Origin of the sequence: Paenibacillus campinasensis (genome assembly GCF_002272015.1) — a bacterium.
GTDB classification, from domain to species: Bacteria; Bacillota; Bacilli; order Paenibacillales; family Paenibacillaceae; genus Paenibacillus_AQ; species Paenibacillus_AQ campinasensis.
Genome location: NZ_NPBY01000015.1, coordinates 1 through 18,093 on the forward strand (window position 1 = coordinate 1; position 18,093 = coordinate 18,093).

Below are 18,093 nucleotides of genomic sequence, written 5' to 3' on the forward strand. Positions count from 1 at the left end.
TCCGGTAAGAACGAGAAAGCTCCGGAGTCTTCTTTCATGAAGATTCCGGGGCTTTTTTGTATATCCGTCGAAATCTCTATCCCGAATCGTGGGACGGTCATACCGGCCGATCATCTAAACAGGAGCCAAGGCCATAATTTTCGGGTTAGGGTCGCAAATATCGGGACGGCTATGATGGGCCAGGACAGGGTGCTATAATGATTGCGTTAAATCGAAGAATAGCACCGGGAGGATGAAACGATGCATGAGAAAACAGATCGTTCGCGCGTGAAGGGCTTTCTGCAGGCCAGAGGGACAAGCATAGTCAACGGCGATGGCGAGGAAATCATTCTGACAGGATGGGGCCTCGGGAATTGGCTGCTCTGTGAAGGGTACATGTGGCTGTCCCACAACACGCGGTTCGACCGTCCACGGCGGATCGAAGCGGTGATTGAGGAAGTGGCGGGCAAGCCGTATGCCGAACAATTCTGGAAGCGTTTCCGTGATAATTATGTGACTCGTGAAGATATCCGGTTTATGGCCGAACAGGGCTACAACTCGGTTCGCATTCCATTCGGATGGAGAGTGCTGATGGAGGACGAGCCGGGGATCCGCTGGAAGGAAGACGGTTTTGCGCTGATCGACCGCTGTCTGGACTGGTGCGAAGAGTTCGGCCTCTACGCCTTCCTGGATTTGCATGGGGCGCCCGGCGGGCAGACGGGGGCCAACATCGATGATTCGGTGGATGACTTTCCGCGTCTGTTCACGGATGAAGACAGCTGGAACAAGGGGATCGAGCTATGGCGGGAATTGGCCCGCCGGTACCGCGACCGCTGGATTGTAGGCGGTTACGACTTGCTGAATGAGCCGGTTCGGCCGGGACTGATGGAAGGGAAGCATGAAGATTATCTTGTGCGCCGCCTGGTGAAGTTCTACGAGGAGGCCATCGCCGCGATCCGGGAAATTGATGATCGGCATCTGCTGTCGGTGGAAGGCCATCACTGGGCAACGAACACAGCGGTATTCTATAAACGGTACGACCCGAACATGGTCATTCATTTCCACCGGTATGCCTGCAAGCCTGGCAAAGAGGTATACGATGAATATTTGGCGCTCTCCAAGGCATTGGATCAGCCGTTATGGCTGGGCGAGACAGGGGAGAACGAACTGGAGTGGTTTGCCGCGATGTATCCGCTGGCGGTGTCGCTGGGGATTGGCTACAACTTATGGCCGTGGAAAAAGATGGGGCGTGCAAATTCACCTTATACCGTGAATAAGCCTGAGGGCTGGGATGAGTTTCTGGCCTACACCGAAGGCGGGGCGCGGCCGAGTTATGATCGTACAAAGCAGATATTGGACGAGTATCTGAATAATATTAAAGTAGAGAATTGCACCGCTCATCCGGAGGTGACGGCATCTGTATTCCGAACGCCGGGCTGCCGGGTGCGGGGAACTGATTTTGACGAGTTTCCGGGAAAGGGCGTATCCTTTAGCGGACTTCGCACGGAAGGAAATATTTATAAGTATCGAGACAAAACGGGCATGAAATTCGTTCCGATTTCTGATGAGCCCCAGACGAAGGCGTTTGTGTTCGACAGCGGCTGGATGAATCTCGCCCTGGAGCTGACAGAGGGCGAATTTGCTGCCTACTCCTTCCGCGGCATCGAGGCGGGAAATTCGGTAACGCTTGAGCTGGTTTGCAGGGAGGCGGCCACTGTTACCGTCCGGCAGGACGGAGCCGAGAAGACGGTCACGTCATTGTCTCCGGGCAGCGACCTATGCCGCGTTAGTGCTACACTTGCACCTGCGGACGCTTCCTCGATTGAAGTTAGAGTGGATGGCGGCAGAATTGAATTGCATTCCGTCGCTTTAGGATAAATTAAAGTGGATAGATCATAGTGATTTATAACCAGCATGCCGTAATAATGAAGGCGCTTGCGCTCCTCAATGGAGATCCAAGCGCCTTTTTGTATTCGGCTAATGATTATTCCCTGTAATGGTATATTTTAAGGGTATGTATCGATGAACTTAATTAAGGGAGAGGCTGATTTAATTCCGGAAATAAACGGACAGCAATTAAAAATGACGTTAAGGATCGAGACTGTAGACGATGTCATTCAGAACCAAACAGAGTGGGATCTAAAGGAAGTGGATAGCATCCGAAAGCTGGAGGATGCCTTGGCTCGCAAGATCGAAGAGCGCTTATCAGCTACACTTGAAGTCGTGCAAAAAGAGTTGAAAGTGGACGTTTCTCAAGCAAAGAGGTGAAAGCATGAAAGTGGTGTATATCGTCGGTATTACATTCCTCGTCCTGTTGATGTTCATCTATCAATGGCCGAGAATACAATCAGGCGAGAGGAGAGAAAAAGCCGCCTTTGCAGCCCTGACAGTCATGGGGTGGGGGATCGCCACCATGTACATTATGTTCCCTACAATGACCTCTCCGGCCAAAATCATTGATTTTCTATTGGTGCAGTTAAGAAATATCGTGACAAGTCCTTTTTAGCGCATTTCCATCAAATCAAACTGACATTGCATATGCAGCCAAGTTCCCCTAAGATATGGACTATGGTAAATTGGTGATCGAATCGTGAAGAATGGATCGCCTCTTGTTATTGCAGCAATAAGATACGGTTTGAAGGGAATCAAGAGGAGTGAAGCGATCAATGAGTACAGAGCAGTGGAACACACCACTGATGCAAATATTAACGAGGCATGGCATCGATGCCAAGGAGGTCACGCTGACCCCGTTGTCCGGCGGAAGCATCAGCCCGGTGTGGAAGGCAGGTACAACAGAGGGAGATTATCTTGTGAAAATCGGCGAGGTTCCGGCCATGCTGGAGAAGGAAGCAGAGGGTTTGCAAGCCATTGCTTCAGCGGAGGCGATTCCGGTTCCGCATATTTACGGTAGTGGGACGATCGGCGAGGAGAAGGCGGAATCGCTAGCGTATATCGTGATGTCGTACGTGCAAGGAAGCGAGGCGCCGAATACGGCAGAGAGACTGGGACGCGGTGTAGCGGGGCTGCATGCCCGGACGACTGGACGATTTGGCTATGGCGCCGACAATTATATTGGCCGCCTGTCCCAGCCGAATGCTTGGACAGACAATTGGGTAGCGTTCCTGCGCACGCATCGGCTCGGGCATCAGCTAGAGCTTGCTATCGCGGGAGGCCATATGACGGGTGAGCGGCGGGAGCGCATGGAGCGGCTGCTTGACCGGCTCGACCAGTGGATACCGACCCATCCGTCGCCATCTTTGCTGCACGGCGATTTGTGGCGCGGCAACTGGATTGTTGGCCCGGGCGGTCAGCCGTATTTGATTGATCCGGCCGTTTATTACGGAGATGCCGAGATGGAACTGGCCTTCACTGAACTGTTCAGCGGCTTCCCGGAACGCTTCTATGAAGCCTACCGGGAAGTCCGGCCCTTCGATCAGCAGCGCTATGCCGAGCGGCGGCCGCTCTATCAGTTATACTACCTGCTCGTTCACCTGAATCATTTTGGCGAATCCTATGGCCCCGCTGTCGACCGGGTGCTGGCACGATACGCAGGCTGAAAGAAGATCCGGGGAAGTGAAAGCAACATGGATGAAAGGCATGCATCGGTTGTCTTGAATCTGTGGCGTGAAGTTTTCTTTTGAGGTTATTTTTGTTATTGTTGTACTTGGAAAAAGGGCAGGATAGGCGATGCAGTTCTCTAGGAATCATGAACGGTTCACCGGCCGCTGCGTGTCACGGCGCCCTACTTGATACCGAAGGAGAGAGTGAATATGACCATAACGAAAGAAGAAATTTTGGCTGCGTACCATTTCCGGCATGCAACAAAAGCATTCGACCCGAGCAAAACGATCTCCGATGACGATTTTGAATTTATTTTGGAGACCGGCCGCTTGTCGCCGAGCTCGTTTGGCACAGAGCCATGGCGTTTTCTCGTCATTCAGAATGAAGAGCTTCGAACCAAGATTAAAAACGCCTCGTGGGGAGCGGCCGGCAAGCTGCCGGAGGCAAGCCACTTTGTCATCATCCTCGCGCGGACGCATCAGGATACAAGATATGACTCTGCCTATTTAAAGGAGCAGTTCAAAGACATTCCGGAAGAACATTTGGCCAAGTTCTTGGGGATGGTTGAGGAGTTTCAGAGACAGGATTTTAAGCTGCTCGATAACGAGCGCTTCCTTAACGATTGGGCAATGAAGCAGACGTATATCGCGCTAGCCAACATGATGACAGCTGCGGCTCAAATCGGCATCGATTCCTGTCCGATTGAAGGTTTTAATATGGAGACGATGGATCAGCTGCTGGAGGAGGAAGGGCTGCTGGAGGGCGGACGCTTTACGGCTTCCGTGATGGTTGCCTTCGGCTATCGGAAGGAAGAGCCGAGACCGAAGAAACGCAGACCGTATGAGGATGTTGTAAAGTGGATTAAATAAGCAAGAAATAAGCGAAGCGAGGCGGGAAACCTCGCTATGCAAGCCGACTGCGGTGCAGGGGGAGAAGCCCTTGCGCCGCTTTTTGATGAGACGAGCGTCAGGAAAAGCCCGCGCCCTGCGTTATATACATAGAAGTTAACATGAAGTTAAGGAGGCGAACCCATTGATCGTAACCAAGAGGAACATCCGGATCATCCGATATGTACAGTTAGTTCTGGGCGTGTCGCTGCTGCTTCTGCTGCCCCTTCCGGCATCGGCTTACGAGCCGGCGGCAAGCGCCGAGGCCCATACTTTGCCACCGCGCGAGGACCTAGCTCCGAACACGGTATTTGATCCGAAGTTCGATTATTTGGAGAAAGGGCAGGGTTATCTAACCAATCAGGGGAAACAAAGAGTCAATATTTGGGGTGAAAGCTATGGCACCGTAAGGGTGGATGAAATCGGCGTTCAGCTCACCCTGCAGCGATGGACCGGGTCGGCCTGGATCGACGTCTACCTCGGTCCCAATAGCAAAGAACAGAACGCAGCCTATGTGTACTCGTCCATCAGCAATATCTCAGTGTTAAGCGGTTATTATTACCGGACGAAATCCTATCATTGGATCAAAAAGGGGTCAACGGTGGAATCGGGTTACCGCTATTCGCCATCGCATCTGATCCCGTAATGAGCATGAAGTGCGAGTGGGGAAGCCCATTCGCTTTTTTTTTTTATCTATCATCGTTAGAAATGAACCGGCAGCTTCGTTATATCTATAGAAGGAGGTGGAACCAAATAACATTTCTAGCAATAAAAGAGTTTTGAATAAATATTAGGAGGCTGTGAAATGAAAAAGAAATTTTATGTAAGTGTCGTCCTGCTGAGCGGATTGATTCTGCTGAGCAGCACGGCGGTGTATGCCAAGTATCTGAATTACGGATGGCCAAGCTCCACCATTCCGGTCAAATCGTACAGCTTCAACAGCACATGGCAAGCGCCGATGGATCAGTCCCTGTCCAATTGGAACAATGCCGGTGCGAAAGTGAAATTCTCCAAGAACAGCTCCTCCTCGAACACCATCTCGGCAGCACAATACAGCTGGGAAGCCTATGGCAGAAACTATGCGACCTATTCGGGCAGCAAGCTCACCAAGTTCCGGATCGAGATGAATGCGAGAACGATCTCGAGAGACCGGCAGGACGGAAAGTTCAGCAATTTTGTACAGAGCGTCTTTGTCCACGAACTGGGCCACTCCATTTGGCTGTCTGACAATCCGAACACAAGCAGTTCCTCCATTATGAAATACACCCGCAACCGCAACACGATGACGAAACCTCAGACTTACGATATCAATAACGTAAAGGCTAAATATTAATCGAAATCCATCAATAATCAATATTCGAGGAGGGCATGGGATGAGAAAACTTCGTTTCTTTATCATAAGCGCAGCGGCGCTGCTGATGTTGACGGCTTGTGCTGCCGGAAATCAGGCGAGCCATGAGGAACCGGTGACCGTGGTCGTTAGCGAGGACTTCCCGCACTACACCAGCATTAACGGTTTGTCCGACAAGGCGGATACCGTTATTAGCGGCAAGATCGTTGATACTCGAGTAGAGGAGATTGACGATATGATCCATACCGATTCGGCGGATGAAGAGCTGAATCCCGGCGGGGAGTTATATGTAGAGAAGAACATCTACACCATTTATACGATTGCCGTTGAGGAATCGTTCAAAGGCAATTACAAGCCAGGGGACAAACTAGAGTTCAAAGAGCTGGGCGGGCAGATCGGAGACATCACGTTTGTGTCCGAGGATGCTGTCTCTATTTCGAGCGATCATCAGTACGTATTTTTCCTAGCGACGTATGCTGATTCGCCTGCCAGTCTATTGAATCCGGTCCAAAGCCTGTACATCTATGATCCGGTGGACAAGGATGAGGCGGATCCGAAACTGATGGAGCAGGCTGTGCTGAAAAGCGCCAGTCCGGACAATGATTTAACACTCAGCGTTGAAGCATTGCTGGAGATCAAAGACAAGTTTAATTGAGGCACACAGGGAAAGATCCCACGGCGGGTTAACCCCTAAGGAACCTGGGAATCATTCAGTCCTATATGTGGAATAAGAAAGCCTTCGAAACCACTGCTAAAGTGGGTTTGAAGGCTTCTCTATTGCTTTAGTGCAAAGATTCAGCTACACGCATCAATTCTTGCACGTTCAGCTTGCCGGAGATCGATATTTTGATCCCATCCTCTGTCAGCCACTCGAGTGTTGCATAACCTTCAGGCACAATAATCAGGACGCCCTGACTGCCGCCGATCCAAACCTGCTGTATATCTCCGGCACTAGCCGAAATATCGCTTTTCACTCGTGTCGACCCAGGCGATATGACATGCTGGCTGATTTTCACAATATGCTGGTCACTGCTGGCATACTCCAAATAGGCATTGCGATATTCGCCATCCTCCTCCTGGAAAATACGCACCCTGTCCAGGGAATAGCGATCCGGCATAGCGGCTGGCACGAGGAGTGAAAAGCCCAGTTTCGCCTGAGCGGCTTCAAGCGATACCTCTTCCGGAAGGGCAGCATGCTCAGCTTCGTCAGGGGCTGGAGGCGCGGTGACGGCTGCCGAATGATCAAACGCCTCCTTCGTAAAGAAAATTTCGACGAGATAATCCCTTACCTCCTGGAGCAGGGAGGACATCTGCGCATAGGTTTTCGAAATGCTGATGGTGGCGGCAGCGTTGATCATGAGTGCAGCTGCAACAACGGCAGCAAGAATCGCCATTCGTGAACGCAGTTTCTTATGCCGGCGCCGCCGCTCCAATTGAATGCGAACCTTATCCCATGCGGGCGAGGGGTCTGGAATTTCGATGCTATTATACTCATCCTGCAGCCATTTTCGGATCACGCGATCCTGTTCGTTTTGTTCATTCATGGTTATCCGCCCATTTTCTCAAAAAATGTTGAAGCAATTTCTTGCGTGCCCTGGCCAAACGCTGTGTCAGTACAGGCTCGGACATGCCCAGCTCCTTGCAAATGTCGCGATACGGCCTTCCCTCGATGTAGAACAGGAGCAGCACCTGCCGATAATCCGATTTCAGTTCGGCCATTGCTTGATACAGCAGCTTGTCCCTTTCACGGACCTCCACCTCGCTGGTCACACTGATCTCCTCGAATGCCGTATCACCTCTATGAACGAAAGATTCGACAAGGATCTGACGGTCCCGTTTCAATTTCCTTAGATGATCCAGGGCGGTATTGCGGGTCACCTGCTTGATCCACGCCGGGATGTTCGCGCATGATCTCATCTGCGGTCCCTTGGTAATCGCTTTGATGAAGGCCTCCTGAATAATATCCTCGGCAAGCGAATGGTCACGCACCATAAACAAGATGTCCCGATATACAAACTGATAGAAGGAGCGAAACACCAGCTCCTGAATCTTGGTGTCCAGCTCATCAAGCGGACTTTGCAGGAGATAAAACCATTGTTCCATAGATTCCTCCGGATCCATTATCGATGTCCAATTCAGCGTCCATACCGATTCTGTGTATGTTTAATTATACAACACTAATGGAAATTAAAGGAATCCCTATTGATATATAGTTGAATATCCTGCAACTGGTTGACTGGGGCTGGCCGTTTAAGAGCTAACTTGCCGCCTTGTTGCGTGCATATAACGGTGCTTTTCCGAAGCGGAAGTAAGGGTGCCTAAATTATTAGTTGACTTAATCAACTAATGGAGGATATAACTGAATATATAGTTGACATAGTCAATTAAAACATTGCGTTGACTATTTGAAATTTTGCAAGGAGGATAATATGAACTCGGTCGTACATGCAATTCGAAAATTCAATCGGTTCTATACCAACATTCTCGGACTGCTTGATCAGCATTTGCTGCAAAGCGATTATTCCTTGTCGGAGGCCCGGGTTTTGTTCGAAATCGGACATGACGAGAATTGTACAGCAACCATGCTTATTGACAAGCTGCGCCTGGATGCCGGCTATTTAAGCCGGATATTGAAACGGTTTGAGAAGCAGGAACTGATCTGTCGAGTACGCTCGGAGGAGGACGGAAGATTGTATCATCTCAGTTTGACGGATCGGGGCAGGGAGATATTGTCCAGACTGAACGCGCTGTCCGATGAACAAATCCGCCGTTTGATCAACCCGCTGCCGGAAAACGAGCGCAGCAGGATTGCACATCATATGGCATCCATTGAGCGTGTTCTATCACTTAATGACACAGCAGCACCGGAGGTTCGCATTCGTACAGACTTGAGGCCCGGGGATGTAGGGAGCCTGATTCATCTTCACGGATGGATTTACGCCCAGGAATGCGGGTACAATCATGTATTTGAAGGTTATGTATGCCAGACGTTTGCTGATTTCTTCAACGGTTATAACCCGGAGAAGGACCGCTTTTGGATCGCGGAGGACGGGGAGCAGATCGTTGGCGCAATTGCGATTGTCGGTCATTCCGAGCATACCGGGCAGCTGAGATGGTTCATTCTGCACCCGGAATATAGAGGCATCGGGCTGGGAAAAACCTTGCTTCGGCAGTCTGTGCAGTACTGTAAAGAGAAAGGCTACCGGCGTGTATTTCTGGAAACGACGGAAGATCAGAAGACGGCGATTGCCATGTACGAGAAGGAAGGCTTCCGCCAAGTCGCCGAACATCACAATCGCGCTTGGGGTGTGGATCATGTCGAGCTAACCTATGAGCTTCTTCTTCCGTAGAATATTTGCTTCACCCCAAACACGGAATCCTTCTTGGCCGAGGGGAGGGCGGCTTTGTCCCGGGTGCGCTCGCTACCCGGGCGGAAGCGGCGGCCGTCATGATGCGAATACAGCATAATGCCGGGCAGGGCACTCGGTAGGGATGCACAGAAAGGGCGGACTCCTAAAATCCATTGGGATTTTGAGCGTCCGCCCTTTCAATCGTTCACGGAATTTCCTTGAACAATCGGCGTGAACCGAGCCAGCAGCCTATGGCGACGCCCAGCAACCCGAACGTGCTTACCAGGACGATCAAGTTGACGGAATGCCAGCCGAACAGAAAGCCGATGCCGCTGCCAAGCGTCGTTCCTGCGAGAAGCCCGAGCGACGCCCCCAGCTCTTTTTGCGATTTCACGAACATCACCTCCAGGGGAGATCCATAACTTTCTGCTCTATGTATGTCCACGACCGGGGGGAAATATCCCTGCTGGCCGTGTGGGGTTCAATAAAAACGCTCAACCGTCCCCGAGCCATGCGGGCGGTTGAGCTAAGTTGTCGGTACGATCTGCAAGCGAGGCCGATTAGCGGGACGCATCATGTTGACTCAATACACAATCTGCGAACAGAACCGTCTTCGGGATGCGGAAGAATTGTTCCGCTTTCTCTTGAAATGCTGCAGACGGCAGCGTGCCTTGATGCAGCCACTTCCGGAACGTTCCCGGATGAATGCCGATCCAGTGACTGACATCGCTCACGGACAAGTCATGAACCATGCACAAGCCGGTGAGGATCTGGTTGCTGACCGGTGAACGCGTAAGCGTGCGCTTCATAAATCGCGATGGAGCCGGCTGGCAAATCAGCGGCGACTGCTCAAGCAGTTCTTCGCGGAACAGAATATGACGGGGGTAACCGAGGTAGCTGCAAGCTTTCTCCAGGTTGTTTTTTCCTGGGATTCGTCCCTCGTATACCCAAGCGCTGACACTGCGTGAGGACACGCCAAGTTCTTCGGCCAGCTGAGACAACTTAATATCTTTGGCCATCAGGACGGCTAGCAGGACGCGGTTTCGAATCTGGCAGCGAGTAGGTCTGCGAAATCGCTTCACTCGCACGCCCTTCCCCAAATATTTACGATTGATCAGGGACCACGCCTCAATGGAGTGTTTTTCTTGTTGAAGTTGTGTAGGCATAATTCCTCCGATTTTTTTAACATAATTCTACATTATTCGACATATTCATTTCAACAGGTAACAACGATACATTTGTTTCCAACGGCTTCTTATAGGTCATGAACCCGCGAAATCGAGCAGAATCTGATCAATTAATCGGCCGACCCACAGGGTGTGCACGATTTCTTTTTCGTTCTGGACGGGGTATGATAAAGAGAGGTACATACATTCTAGAAGATGGGGGAAGGGCAATGATTAAGCATATCGTATTTTTCAAATTAAAAGAGCCTACTGCCGAGAACATTGAACAGACCGTGAAGGTGCTTCGGGATATGGATGGAAAAATTCCACAGCTGCGTTCCCTGCAGGTTGGTGCGGATATCGTCCGTTCCGAGCGTTCTTATGACCTGGCTTTAATTATTGAAGTGGATTCGCTGGAGGATCTGGAGGCTTATGCCGTACATCCTGTTCATCAGGAAGTGATCCGTTATATTAATACCGTGAAGGATCATACGCTCGCCGTTGATTTTGAAATATAAGCGGCCGGAGGTTTTGAAACCGGTTTAAATGATATGTGAAGACTGTTATGAACGAATGAAGAACGAATGATGAACGATAAGAATATCCCTTGGAGGGACATGCGATGTATTATGTAAACCAAGAACAGATAGAACGCAGATTGAATGCGATTCCGGAAGTGGCAGAAGGATTAAGAACGGTGCAGGCTTCCTGGGATAAAGGCCTGATAGCCGGTATGGTTCAGGAGCGTGCCCTTCATCTGGCCATTGAAATTGTGACTGATGTCGGCAGCTATTTGATTGACGGATTTATTATGCGGGATGCGAGCAGTTACGAGGATATCATCGACATCGTGCATCAGGAGAACGTCTTCTCGAAAGAGATCCACGAAGTGCTGATGGAACTGGTCAAGCTTCGCAAGCCGCTAGTACAGGAATATTATGAATGGGACAGACATGCGCTTCACCCGCTATCCCGGGTTCTGCCGGAGACGCTGGAGCAGTTCGCTGTGTCTGTGCGCGACTATTTGGCAAAAGAATTATAGTGCGGCGGCATGAGGCCGCCAATCAAGGCCGAAGACCGAGGGCTTGCACAAGAGCCCGGGTCTTCGGCCTTTTTATGATGCGGCCTGAATGGATCTGATGAGTAAGGGGACGCCGCAAGGCGCCACGGATTATAGATTCAGCGAAAAAAAGCAGAAAGCTGTGTCAAAACAAGCCCAACCTGCTTATAATGCATCAAGCGACTAGGCATTCGCCCGGTCGGATTGAAAGGAGGGGTTCCTATGGCGGAGTGGAGTGCTCTTGCGGCGGGGATCGGCATTATGCTGATGGCAGCTGCAGCAGTGGTCATGGCTGTCTCGTTCCGAAAAGTGTTACAGCGGACCGAAGCGGTGCTGAGCAGGCTTGAAGCGGACAGCGCACATTTGTCGGAGGAAGCATCACAGGTATTGGAGCAGGCGAATGCGGCTTTAACGAGTGTGCAGCATCAACTGGCAGCCGGTGAAGCTTTTGCCTCGTCCATGTCCGAGGCCGCTGCAGCGGTAGCTGAAACGGCTGAAAACATTCGTGCCATCGGAAAAAGAGCATCGGTATCGGCCATCGAGCATATTGAGCGTGCGCGCCTGGACAACGAACGGCACATCGGTGAGATTTTCCGGTGGATCGATGCCGGAGTGACCGTATGGCACTCATGGAACCGCCATGCCTCCAAGTCCGACGAAGGGCAGGCCAAATAGAAGGAGATGGGTCTTATGAAGGACAAAACGAAAGGTCTGTTATGGGGAGTTCTGATCGGCAGTGTTGCCGGCTCCGCGGCTGCGCTTCTGTTTGCTCCGAAATCAGGCAAGGAGCTGCGCGGCGATATCGCTGAAGGAACCCGGAACTTGGGCAGCAAAGTGCAGGAAGTTGCCGGGAAAGTGGGCGAGCAAGGGGTGCAGCTGATCGGTCTGATGACCGACCGGGCAGAGCATGTCATCTCGGACATCCAATCCTGGAGAAGCGGCAAGGAGCTGTGGAATGACGCGGAAGAGGACCAGGTTGCGGACAAGGAAAAAGTGGTTCAAGTATCTTCCGTTCAGCTCGGTGAGCATATTTAATAACGATCTGCTTGGCGCCTGTTGATTCTACGAATCAAGTAAGCAAGACCTCCCAATACATCAGAAGTGAAGGACGGCTGGTCCCGAAGGGCCAGCCGTCCTTGTTGACGGTGGAAGCGGATATTCGCTCACTGTTTTTTGTTGCGGTAAAGAAAGTTTGGCGATTTGATTTGGTTGCTGTACTTCTTATGGAAAATGTGAGTTGTAGCGGGCGACATCGGCGGAATCAGCCAAGTCCAATCCCCGGTAACGTCCCTTCCGGCCTGTGCTTCGCGCTGCTCGAACAGATGGAACTGATGGGCGGCGGTATGATGATCGACAATGCTGACCCCCGCCTTCTTGAAGGAGTGAAGCACGGCATAATTCAGCTCGACCAGCACGCGGTCCCGCCACAGCGTAGCTTCACTCCGGGTATCGAGGCCCATCGCTTGGGCGACCGCCGGCAGCTTGTTGTATCGCTGCTCGTCCGCCAGATTGCGCGCCCCGATCTCCGTCCCCATATACCAGCCGTTAAAGGGGGCGGCCGTATAGATAATACCGCCAATCTCCAGCATCATGTCGGCGATGATCGGCGTGGAATACCAGCGCAGCCCGAGCTCGCTGATGGCCGGGATATCCGGATGCTCGATGGGAACCTCCAGCACGGAGGCTTCGGGGACCGGACACCAGTGCGGAGGTTCCTCGCCTTGCTGGATGACGAGGGGCAGCAGATCATAATCGGTGCCGTTCCCTTCCCAGCCGAGGGCAAGGCATTCCCGGGTGAAGGCGATGGAAGCCGGATCGCCGATAATGCCGGCCGGGGTGTCGTAGCCGGCATACCGGATCAGCTGATGATTGCGGATCATCAGCGGGGCTTCATTTGGCGCAGCTGCCTTGAACACGGTGATTGTCGGAATAATTTTGCCGCCGTTCGTGGCCGTATCGATATGCGCGATGAGCCGGGCTAATATATCGTCAGGATTCGTTGCATCTCTGGCGTCCTGCACCCGGAGCTTGTCCCAGAACAAGCGGCCGATGCAGCGGTTGCTGTTTCGCCAGGCCATTTTGGCTCCATGAACCAGCTCTTCCCGAGTATGCTCATAGGTGCCGGTACGCTCAATCTCGCGTTCAATCTCCTTGACGCGTCTATCGGCTTCTTGCTCGCCCAGGCCGAGTTCATGGTAACAGGCATGGATGAAATGAGCGGCTGCTTCTGTCAGCTCCATGCGCTGATGAATAGATGGATCAGTTCCTTTCACGTTCCAACGCTCCTTTGCTTCGCTCGTCCGCAGAGCCTCAGGCGGTCTATGAATGTGGTTGCTTCCTGTATGCGGTACAACTAGTATACCTGGTAAGCGTGGCGGATATGGAGCATGAGTCCTACAATTTGTTGAACAAAGTCGACTGATGGTCCTCCGCGAATGGTCCTGTGTTGAAGAACGGGGGGAATTGCAGTAAGATTTAGGTACGTTTCATTCTGAAACGACATATGGTATCACGTAAGCCATGAATTTGATGAGAAGGAAGCGGTGGGTTCGTGCAGCAAGCAATCGCAATACTAGACTCGGGTGTAGGCGGATTAACGGTAGCCAAGGAAGTGATGAGACAGCTCCCTAGGGAGAAGATTATTTACTTTGGCGATACGGCACGCGCACCCTACGGACCCCGTACCCCGGAAGAAGTCCGTGTTTTTACGGAGCAAATTGTAGACTATTTGATTCAGTATGATCCGAAAATGGTAGTTATCGCCTGTAACACCGCGACGGCGGCAGCACTTGATTATATTTCCTCCAAAGTGTCGGTACCGGTGATCGGCGTCATTCATCCCGGAGCCCGGGCAGCCATCAGCGCAACGAAATCCGGCCATGTAGGTGTCATCGGAACGGTTGGCACCATAAGCAGCGGGGCCTATACGGCGGCTCTGAAGCAGCTATCGCCTTATGTGGAAGTGCGGAGCCAGGCTTGTCCTCAGCTTGTTCAGCTGGTAGAACACGGCCTGTATCGTTCCAGCCAGTCGCTCAAGGTCGTTGAGGAATCGTTGAACGGAATTAAAGACTCGCCCATCGACTGCCTGATTCTCGGTTGCACGCATTACCCGTTTCTGATGGAGCCAATTCAACAGGTGATGGGTCCTGGCGTGAAGCTGATCAGCTCTGCCGATGAGACGGCGCGGGAAGTCAGCACGATATTGTATGACAAAGAGCAGCTGGCCAGCAATGATGAGAGCCCGGTACACCAGTTCTTCTGCACAGGGGACCCGATCATGTTCCAGCGGATTGCGACCGAATGGCTGGGTGACCACATTACCCGCACCCCGGTCGTGTGGCAGATCACGAAGCTGTAGCCAAGGAAGACCCGCATTCGGATAGGATGATTTTATGACAGCAGACTGTGCTATGGAGTCCAGCTTTTTTGTGTTGTTCGGCATTAACAGACATGGCATTGCCGAATCTAGCAGCAGAGATCGGTTGGCTCTCCGGAGGGATGGTCTTTCTATGATTCACAAGCAGTGGCGGCGAAGGGGAATCTCCTTTTTGGCCGCCATTTGCATGTGGCGCTCCCAGAAGAAGATGCCCGAGGCTGGACGTCTTTTGCAGCGGCGGCATAAACTTGCCTTTCACATTCATGTCGGACGACTTGCCCTACATATAATTTGGCGTACCCTTTTTTTGAATACTGGCATTACGATCGCGGTTCATCCGCAGAAAGGACGTAGTCATGCAGCAGTATATCGTACAGAAAGGCGATACGCTTACACGAATAGCCGCACGCTTCGGACTGGCAGAGGAACAACTGCTCATCGCCAACCCTTGGGCAGCGCGCCAGCCTTATTTGCACCGGGGGCAAATGCTGTATCTCCCGGCATCCCTTCGCCGCAGATATGTCATCCAGCAGGGGGACAGCCTTGAGAGCATTGCGGAGACGTTTCGATTCAGCAAAGAAGCGCTCAAGGAATTAAATCCGGGATTGTCCGATCAGGGACTGCGGGAAGGGAAGGTGATCGTCCTGCCGTCATCGGATGTTTCTCATACCATTACACTAGCCGGTGAATACGGACCAGCCCAGCTGGTGCAAGACATGGAACGCTTGTCAACGCTGTATCCGTTTATCGAATGGAGCGAGATTGGCACGAGCGTCTTAGGCAAAGCGATCTATGCTGCGAAAATCGGAAAGGGAGACCGGCATTTGCATATCAATGCGGCTCTGCATGCCAATGAATGGATAACGGCTCCGTGCCTGCTTCGCTTTGCCGAGGATTACGCAAGATCGCTTCACGAGGGATCAGGCCTCTATGGCCATAACACAGGAGCGTGGTACAGCGAATATACGCTGTGGCTCGTGCCGATGGCGAATCCCGACGGGGTTGAGCTGGTGCAGGAGGGGGCCGGGCCTGAGCATCCGCTGCATGAGCAGCTGCTTGTCTGGAACGGGGGACGCCAAGATTTTCGCCGCTGGAAGGCGAATGTGAACGGTGTCGATCTTGGAGATCAATTCCCGGCGTATTGGGAGGAGGAAGTGAAGCGTCGCGGCCGACAGGAACCGGCTCCGCAAGATTATGGCGGCCCTTCCCCGCTGTCCGAGCCGGAGGCGCAGGCGCTCTACCAGCACACGCTGGCCATTTCCCCTGTCCGGGCCATTTCCCTGCACAGCCAGGGAAGGGAGATTTACTGGAACTACCGGGATGCCGAGCCGCCGGAGAGCGAAGCCTGGGCTACCCGCTTGGGGCAGGCGGGCGGTTACCGTCCGGTGAAGCTGACGGGGAGCGATGCCGGCTACAAGGACTGGTTCATCCAGCACTTCAGACGGCCGGGATTTACGATTGAGATCGGATACGGGGTGAATCCGCTGCCGCTGGAGGATTTTGAAGACTTATGTGTCGAGACAGGGGCCATCCTGGCGGCGTTTATGGCGCTGGAATGAGCATTCCGGCATTCGCATTTCGTACTGCCGATTCCGACAGGAGCTGATGAGGGGAAGATGGTTCGTGTCTTGACGACGCACGAGCGGTCTTCCTTTAGCTCGGTCAAGAGTGCTATTGATTGAGGGAACGTCGAATGGGTAAAGATAACGCAAAGAATGGACTTGGAACGGAGGAACGGTAGATGAAATGGAGAAGACTGTTCTCATTGCGGCGCTGGGCGCATGTCTTTCAGCGGATATTCCGATATTTGGCATCGCCTCAGATTACGATAGTGGACAAGCTGCTGTTCTTTATCCCGGTGGCCTTATACTGGGTGCTGCCGGATGTGATGCCCCTGGTGCCGATCGATGATATCGGGGTGACCATGCTGATGATGAACTGGTTCGTATCCCGAATCGAGCGCAAGTACCCTGGCATTGAACAGAAATAGGCGTGTAATCGACGTCTGAATCCTTGCCGCGAGGTAACGGCGCTTCATCTAACCGCGGGTGTCCCGCTATTGGCCTTGCGAAAAACGTCGCCTGGGGCTACAATAACATACTGAAGGAATCGTCCATGAGGAGATGAACAAAAGTGAAATGTAAAATTACCCGCAACGCGGCAAAAGTCATAAAGAGAGAGCTGGAAAAGGAAGAGAACAAGGATAAAAAACTCCGTGTTGTCGTAACCCATGCTCATGGCGATCATGCCCACTATGGTTTGGATCTGGACACGCCGAAAGAGAATGATATCGTCGTGTCGACAGACAAAGATATTGATGTCATTCTGGAGACTGGACAACCTTTCCTGGACGGTGTCAAAATCGACTATCTGTACTTTCCGCAGGAAGGCTTTGTCATTACGAATCCATCCCAAGGGAATCATGGCGACCACTAAGGTTGCCGGGAGCAAAAGAGGTAATGGTTATGGCAAATGATATTCGTGTCTGCGAAAAATGCAAGCATACGCGCCTGAAGACGATCATTCCGAAAATCAAAAAGATGGCTCCGGATGCTGAAATCAAGGTCGGCTGCAAATCGTATTGCGGACCGTGTGGCAAACGTGCGTTCATCTATATTAACGGCCGTTATGTCAGCGCCCCTACCGAAGATGAAGTGCTGGAGAAGGCTCAGGCTTTTGTCAAACAGCCATCCTAGTGCGAACATCACTACAGCAGCACTTTAGACCGCTTCCCAAGAGGTATAGTTCCTGTCTGAACCATCCATGCTAAGAGGGCAGCAGGAACTATGACTTTTGAAGGGAGCAGCGATATGAACAGTCACGATTCCAGTCTTCAACGCAACAATCCGGCCAACAGTGCGCTGGATTCGGTAGAGAAACTGCATCGGGCGGTATCCTCGGCCATGTCCCATCCGACAGAGCAGCTGATCCAGCAGGCGGAGAACTCCCTGTCTCACGCAGAGCGTGCCGTCGCCCAGCTAACGGATGAAGGCAATCCGAACTCTGTCGAGCTGGCGGAAGAATTGCTTGGGGAAGAGAAGGAGCGTCTGTCCGAGCTTCATTCCAAAAGGTAAGCGTACAGCTTATTCCTGTTAGCTGGTAGAAATCCCGCGAGAGTGTGATGCTCTCGCGGGATTTTTTTGGGCTCAGATTCACGCACTCGTTTTCCGAGCGCTTGCTCCATCATCCCTTTTGGTCAGGTAAGCTTAGAGGCAAACAAGCTCGTCTTAGGGCTGCTAAAGACTGAAGGACCGAAATACCGAAATACCGAAATACCGAAAGGACTAAAGACCGTTTCCTGTATGAATGACCGTGCGACCTGGCCTCCCATAGCTGTACGCGCTGGCCACATCATCCATCGTC

24 protein-coding genes are annotated in these 18,093 nt (G+C 52.1%); 19 read left to right on the forward strand and 5 right to left on the reverse strand.

What is annotated here, in order from left to right:
• The first annotated feature begins 240 nt into the window (after positions 1 to 240).
• From CHH67_RS05275 to CHH67_RS05310, 8 genes are all read left to right on the forward strand, one after another.
• A complete protein-coding gene (locus CHH67_RS05275) occupies positions 241 to 1,857 on the forward strand; it encodes a glycoside hydrolase family 5 protein (RefSeq protein ID WP_095263947.1) in 1,617 nt (538 codons plus the stop codon).
• Between the two features lie 144 nt (positions 1,858 to 2,001).
• Positions 2,002 to 2,247 (forward strand): Ger(x)C family spore germination C-terminal domain-containing protein, encoded by a 246-nt coding sequence (locus tag CHH67_RS05280; protein WP_095263948.1) that lies wholly within the window; start codon positions 2,002 to 2,004, stop codon positions 2,245 to 2,247.
• A gap of 4 nt (positions 2,248 to 2,251) precedes the next feature.
• Positions 2,252 to 2,485: a hypothetical protein gene (locus CHH67_RS05285; RefSeq protein ID WP_095263949.1), complete on the forward strand. Its 234-nt coding sequence runs from the start codon at positions 2,252 to 2,254 to the stop codon at positions 2,483 to 2,485.
• A 160-nt stretch (positions 2,486 to 2,645) separates the two neighbouring features.
• Complete coding sequence (locus tag CHH67_RS05290; RefSeq protein ID WP_244908092.1) at positions 2,646 to 3,536, forward strand: fructosamine kinase family protein; 891 nt, start codon at positions 2,646 to 2,648, stop codon at positions 3,534 to 3,536.
• Between the two features lie 213 nt (positions 3,537 to 3,749).
• The gene (locus CHH67_RS05295) at positions 3,750 to 4,409 is read left to right on the forward strand and encodes an NAD(P)H-dependent oxidoreductase (RefSeq protein ID WP_095263950.1); all 660 of its coding nucleotides are present in this window, start codon (positions 3,750 to 3,752) and stop codon (positions 4,407 to 4,409) included.
• Positions 4,410 to 4,572: 163 nt separating this feature from the next.
• A complete protein-coding gene (locus CHH67_RS05300; RefSeq protein ID WP_095263951.1) occupies positions 4,573 to 5,073 on the forward strand; it encodes a hypothetical protein in 501 nt (166 codons plus the stop codon).
• 159 nt (positions 5,074 to 5,232) lie between these two features.
• Positions 5,233 to 5,760: a zinc metalloprotease gene (locus tag CHH67_RS05305; RefSeq protein ID WP_095263952.1), complete on the forward strand. Its 528-nt coding sequence runs from the start codon at positions 5,233 to 5,235 to the stop codon at positions 5,758 to 5,760.
• 40 nt (positions 5,761 to 5,800) lie between these two features.
• Positions 5,801 to 6,433 (forward strand): hypothetical protein, encoded by a 633-nt coding sequence (locus CHH67_RS05310; protein WP_095263953.1) that lies wholly within the window; start codon positions 5,801 to 5,803, stop codon positions 6,431 to 6,433.
• Positions 6,434 to 6,560: 127 nt separating this feature from the next.
• Here CHH67_RS05310 and CHH67_RS05315 read toward each other — a convergent pair whose 3' ends face one another.
• Together CHH67_RS05315 and CHH67_RS05320 are read right to left on the reverse strand one after the other, a co-directional pair.
• A complete protein-coding gene (locus CHH67_RS05315; protein ID WP_095263954.1) occupies positions 6,561 to 7,322 on the reverse strand; it encodes a DUF4367 domain-containing protein in 762 nt (253 codons plus the stop codon).
• Entirely contained in the window at positions 7,315 to 7,881 is a 567-nt protein-coding gene (locus CHH67_RS05320) for an RNA polymerase sigma factor (RefSeq protein ID WP_095263955.1), read from the reverse strand. Before CHH67_RS05320 ends, CHH67_RS05315 begins: the two co-directional genes overlap by 8 nt.
• A 326-nt stretch (positions 7,882 to 8,207) precedes the next feature.
• Here CHH67_RS05320 and CHH67_RS05325 point away from each other — a divergent pair, with 326 nt between their 5' ends.
• Positions 8,208 to 9,128 (forward strand): bifunctional helix-turn-helix transcriptional regulator/GNAT family N-acetyltransferase, encoded by a 921-nt coding sequence (locus CHH67_RS05325; protein WP_095263956.1) that lies wholly within the window; start codon positions 8,208 to 8,210, stop codon positions 9,126 to 9,128.
• Positions 9,129 to 9,333: 205 nt separating this feature from the next.
• On the opposite strand, the gene CHH67_RS05330 is transcribed toward CHH67_RS05325, so the two are convergent.
• Positions 9,334 to 9,522 carry a hypothetical protein gene (locus CHH67_RS05330; RefSeq protein ID WP_095263957.1) on the reverse strand — a complete coding sequence of 63 codons (189 nt, stop codon included), beginning with the start codon at positions 9,520 to 9,522 and terminating at the stop codon, positions 9,334 to 9,336.
• 166 nt (positions 9,523 to 9,688) lie between these two features.
• Positions 9,689 to 10,294: a helix-turn-helix domain-containing protein gene (locus CHH67_RS05335; RefSeq protein WP_095263958.1), complete on the reverse strand. Its 606-nt coding sequence runs from the start codon at positions 10,292 to 10,294 to the stop codon at positions 9,689 to 9,691.
• 230 nt (positions 10,295 to 10,524) lie between these two features.
• Here CHH67_RS05335 and CHH67_RS05340 point away from each other — a divergent pair, with 230 nt between their 5' ends.
• The 4 genes from CHH67_RS05340 (at position 10,525) to CHH67_RS05355 (ending at position 12,389) form a co-directional block, all read left to right on the forward strand.
• On the forward strand, positions 10,525 to 10,812 hold the full coding sequence (locus CHH67_RS05340) for a Dabb family protein (RefSeq protein WP_095263959.1): 288 nt from the start codon (positions 10,525 to 10,527) through the stop codon (positions 10,810 to 10,812).
• A 104-nt stretch (positions 10,813 to 10,916) separates the two neighbouring features.
• Complete coding sequence (locus CHH67_RS05345) at positions 10,917 to 11,336, forward strand: DUF86 domain-containing protein (RefSeq protein ID WP_095263960.1); 420 nt, start codon at positions 10,917 to 10,919, stop codon at positions 11,334 to 11,336.
• Between the two features lie 240 nt (positions 11,337 to 11,576).
• Positions 11,577 to 12,029, forward strand: coding sequence for a hypothetical protein (locus CHH67_RS05350; protein WP_095263961.1), 453 nt, complete (start codon positions 11,577 to 11,579; stop codon positions 12,027 to 12,029).
• Between the two features lie 15 nt (positions 12,030 to 12,044).
• Positions 12,045 to 12,389 (forward strand): YtxH domain-containing protein, encoded by a 345-nt coding sequence (locus CHH67_RS05355; RefSeq protein WP_095263962.1) that lies wholly within the window; start codon positions 12,045 to 12,047, stop codon positions 12,387 to 12,389.
• Between the two features lie 128 nt (positions 12,390 to 12,517).
• Here CHH67_RS05355 and CHH67_RS05360 read toward each other — a convergent pair whose 3' ends face one another.
• A complete protein-coding gene (locus CHH67_RS05360) occupies positions 12,518 to 13,606 on the reverse strand; it encodes a nitric oxide synthase oxygenase (protein WP_425320431.1) in 1,089 nt (362 codons plus the stop codon).
• A gap of 299 nt (positions 13,607 to 13,905) precedes the next feature.
• Between CHH67_RS05360 and racE the strand changes: the two genes are divergently transcribed.
• From racE to CHH67_RS05390, 6 genes are all read left to right on the forward strand, one after another.
• Positions 13,906 to 14,712 (forward strand): glutamate racemase, encoded by an 807-nt coding sequence (racE, locus tag CHH67_RS05365; RefSeq protein ID WP_095263963.1) that lies wholly within the window; start codon positions 13,906 to 13,908, stop codon positions 14,710 to 14,712.
• A gap of 374 nt (positions 14,713 to 15,086) precedes the next feature.
• Positions 15,087 to 16,289, forward strand: a complete 1,203-nt coding sequence (locus CHH67_RS05370; RefSeq protein ID WP_095263964.1) for a M14 family metallopeptidase — start codon at positions 15,087 to 15,089, stop codon at positions 16,287 to 16,289.
• A gap of 182 nt (positions 16,290 to 16,471) precedes the next feature.
• The gene (locus CHH67_RS05375; RefSeq protein ID WP_095263965.1) at positions 16,472 to 16,720 is read left to right on the forward strand and encodes a hypothetical protein; all 249 of its coding nucleotides are present in this window, start codon (positions 16,472 to 16,474) and stop codon (positions 16,718 to 16,720) included.
• Positions 16,721 to 16,863: 143 nt separating this feature from the next.
• The gene (locus CHH67_RS05380; protein WP_095263966.1) at positions 16,864 to 17,166 is read left to right on the forward strand and encodes a HesB/IscA family protein; all 303 of its coding nucleotides are present in this window, start codon (positions 16,864 to 16,866) and stop codon (positions 17,164 to 17,166) included.
• A 29-nt stretch (positions 17,167 to 17,195) separates the two neighbouring features.
• Positions 17,196 to 17,426 carry a YuzB family protein gene (locus CHH67_RS05385; protein WP_095263967.1) on the forward strand — a complete coding sequence of 77 codons (231 nt, stop codon included), beginning with the start codon at positions 17,196 to 17,198 and terminating at the stop codon, positions 17,424 to 17,426.
• A 114-nt stretch (positions 17,427 to 17,540) separates the two neighbouring features.
• Positions 17,541 to 17,804: a hypothetical protein gene (locus CHH67_RS05390; RefSeq protein WP_095264043.1), complete on the forward strand. Its 264-nt coding sequence runs from the start codon at positions 17,541 to 17,543 to the stop codon at positions 17,802 to 17,804.
• The last annotated feature ends 289 nt before the right edge of the window (positions 17,805 to 18,093 follow it).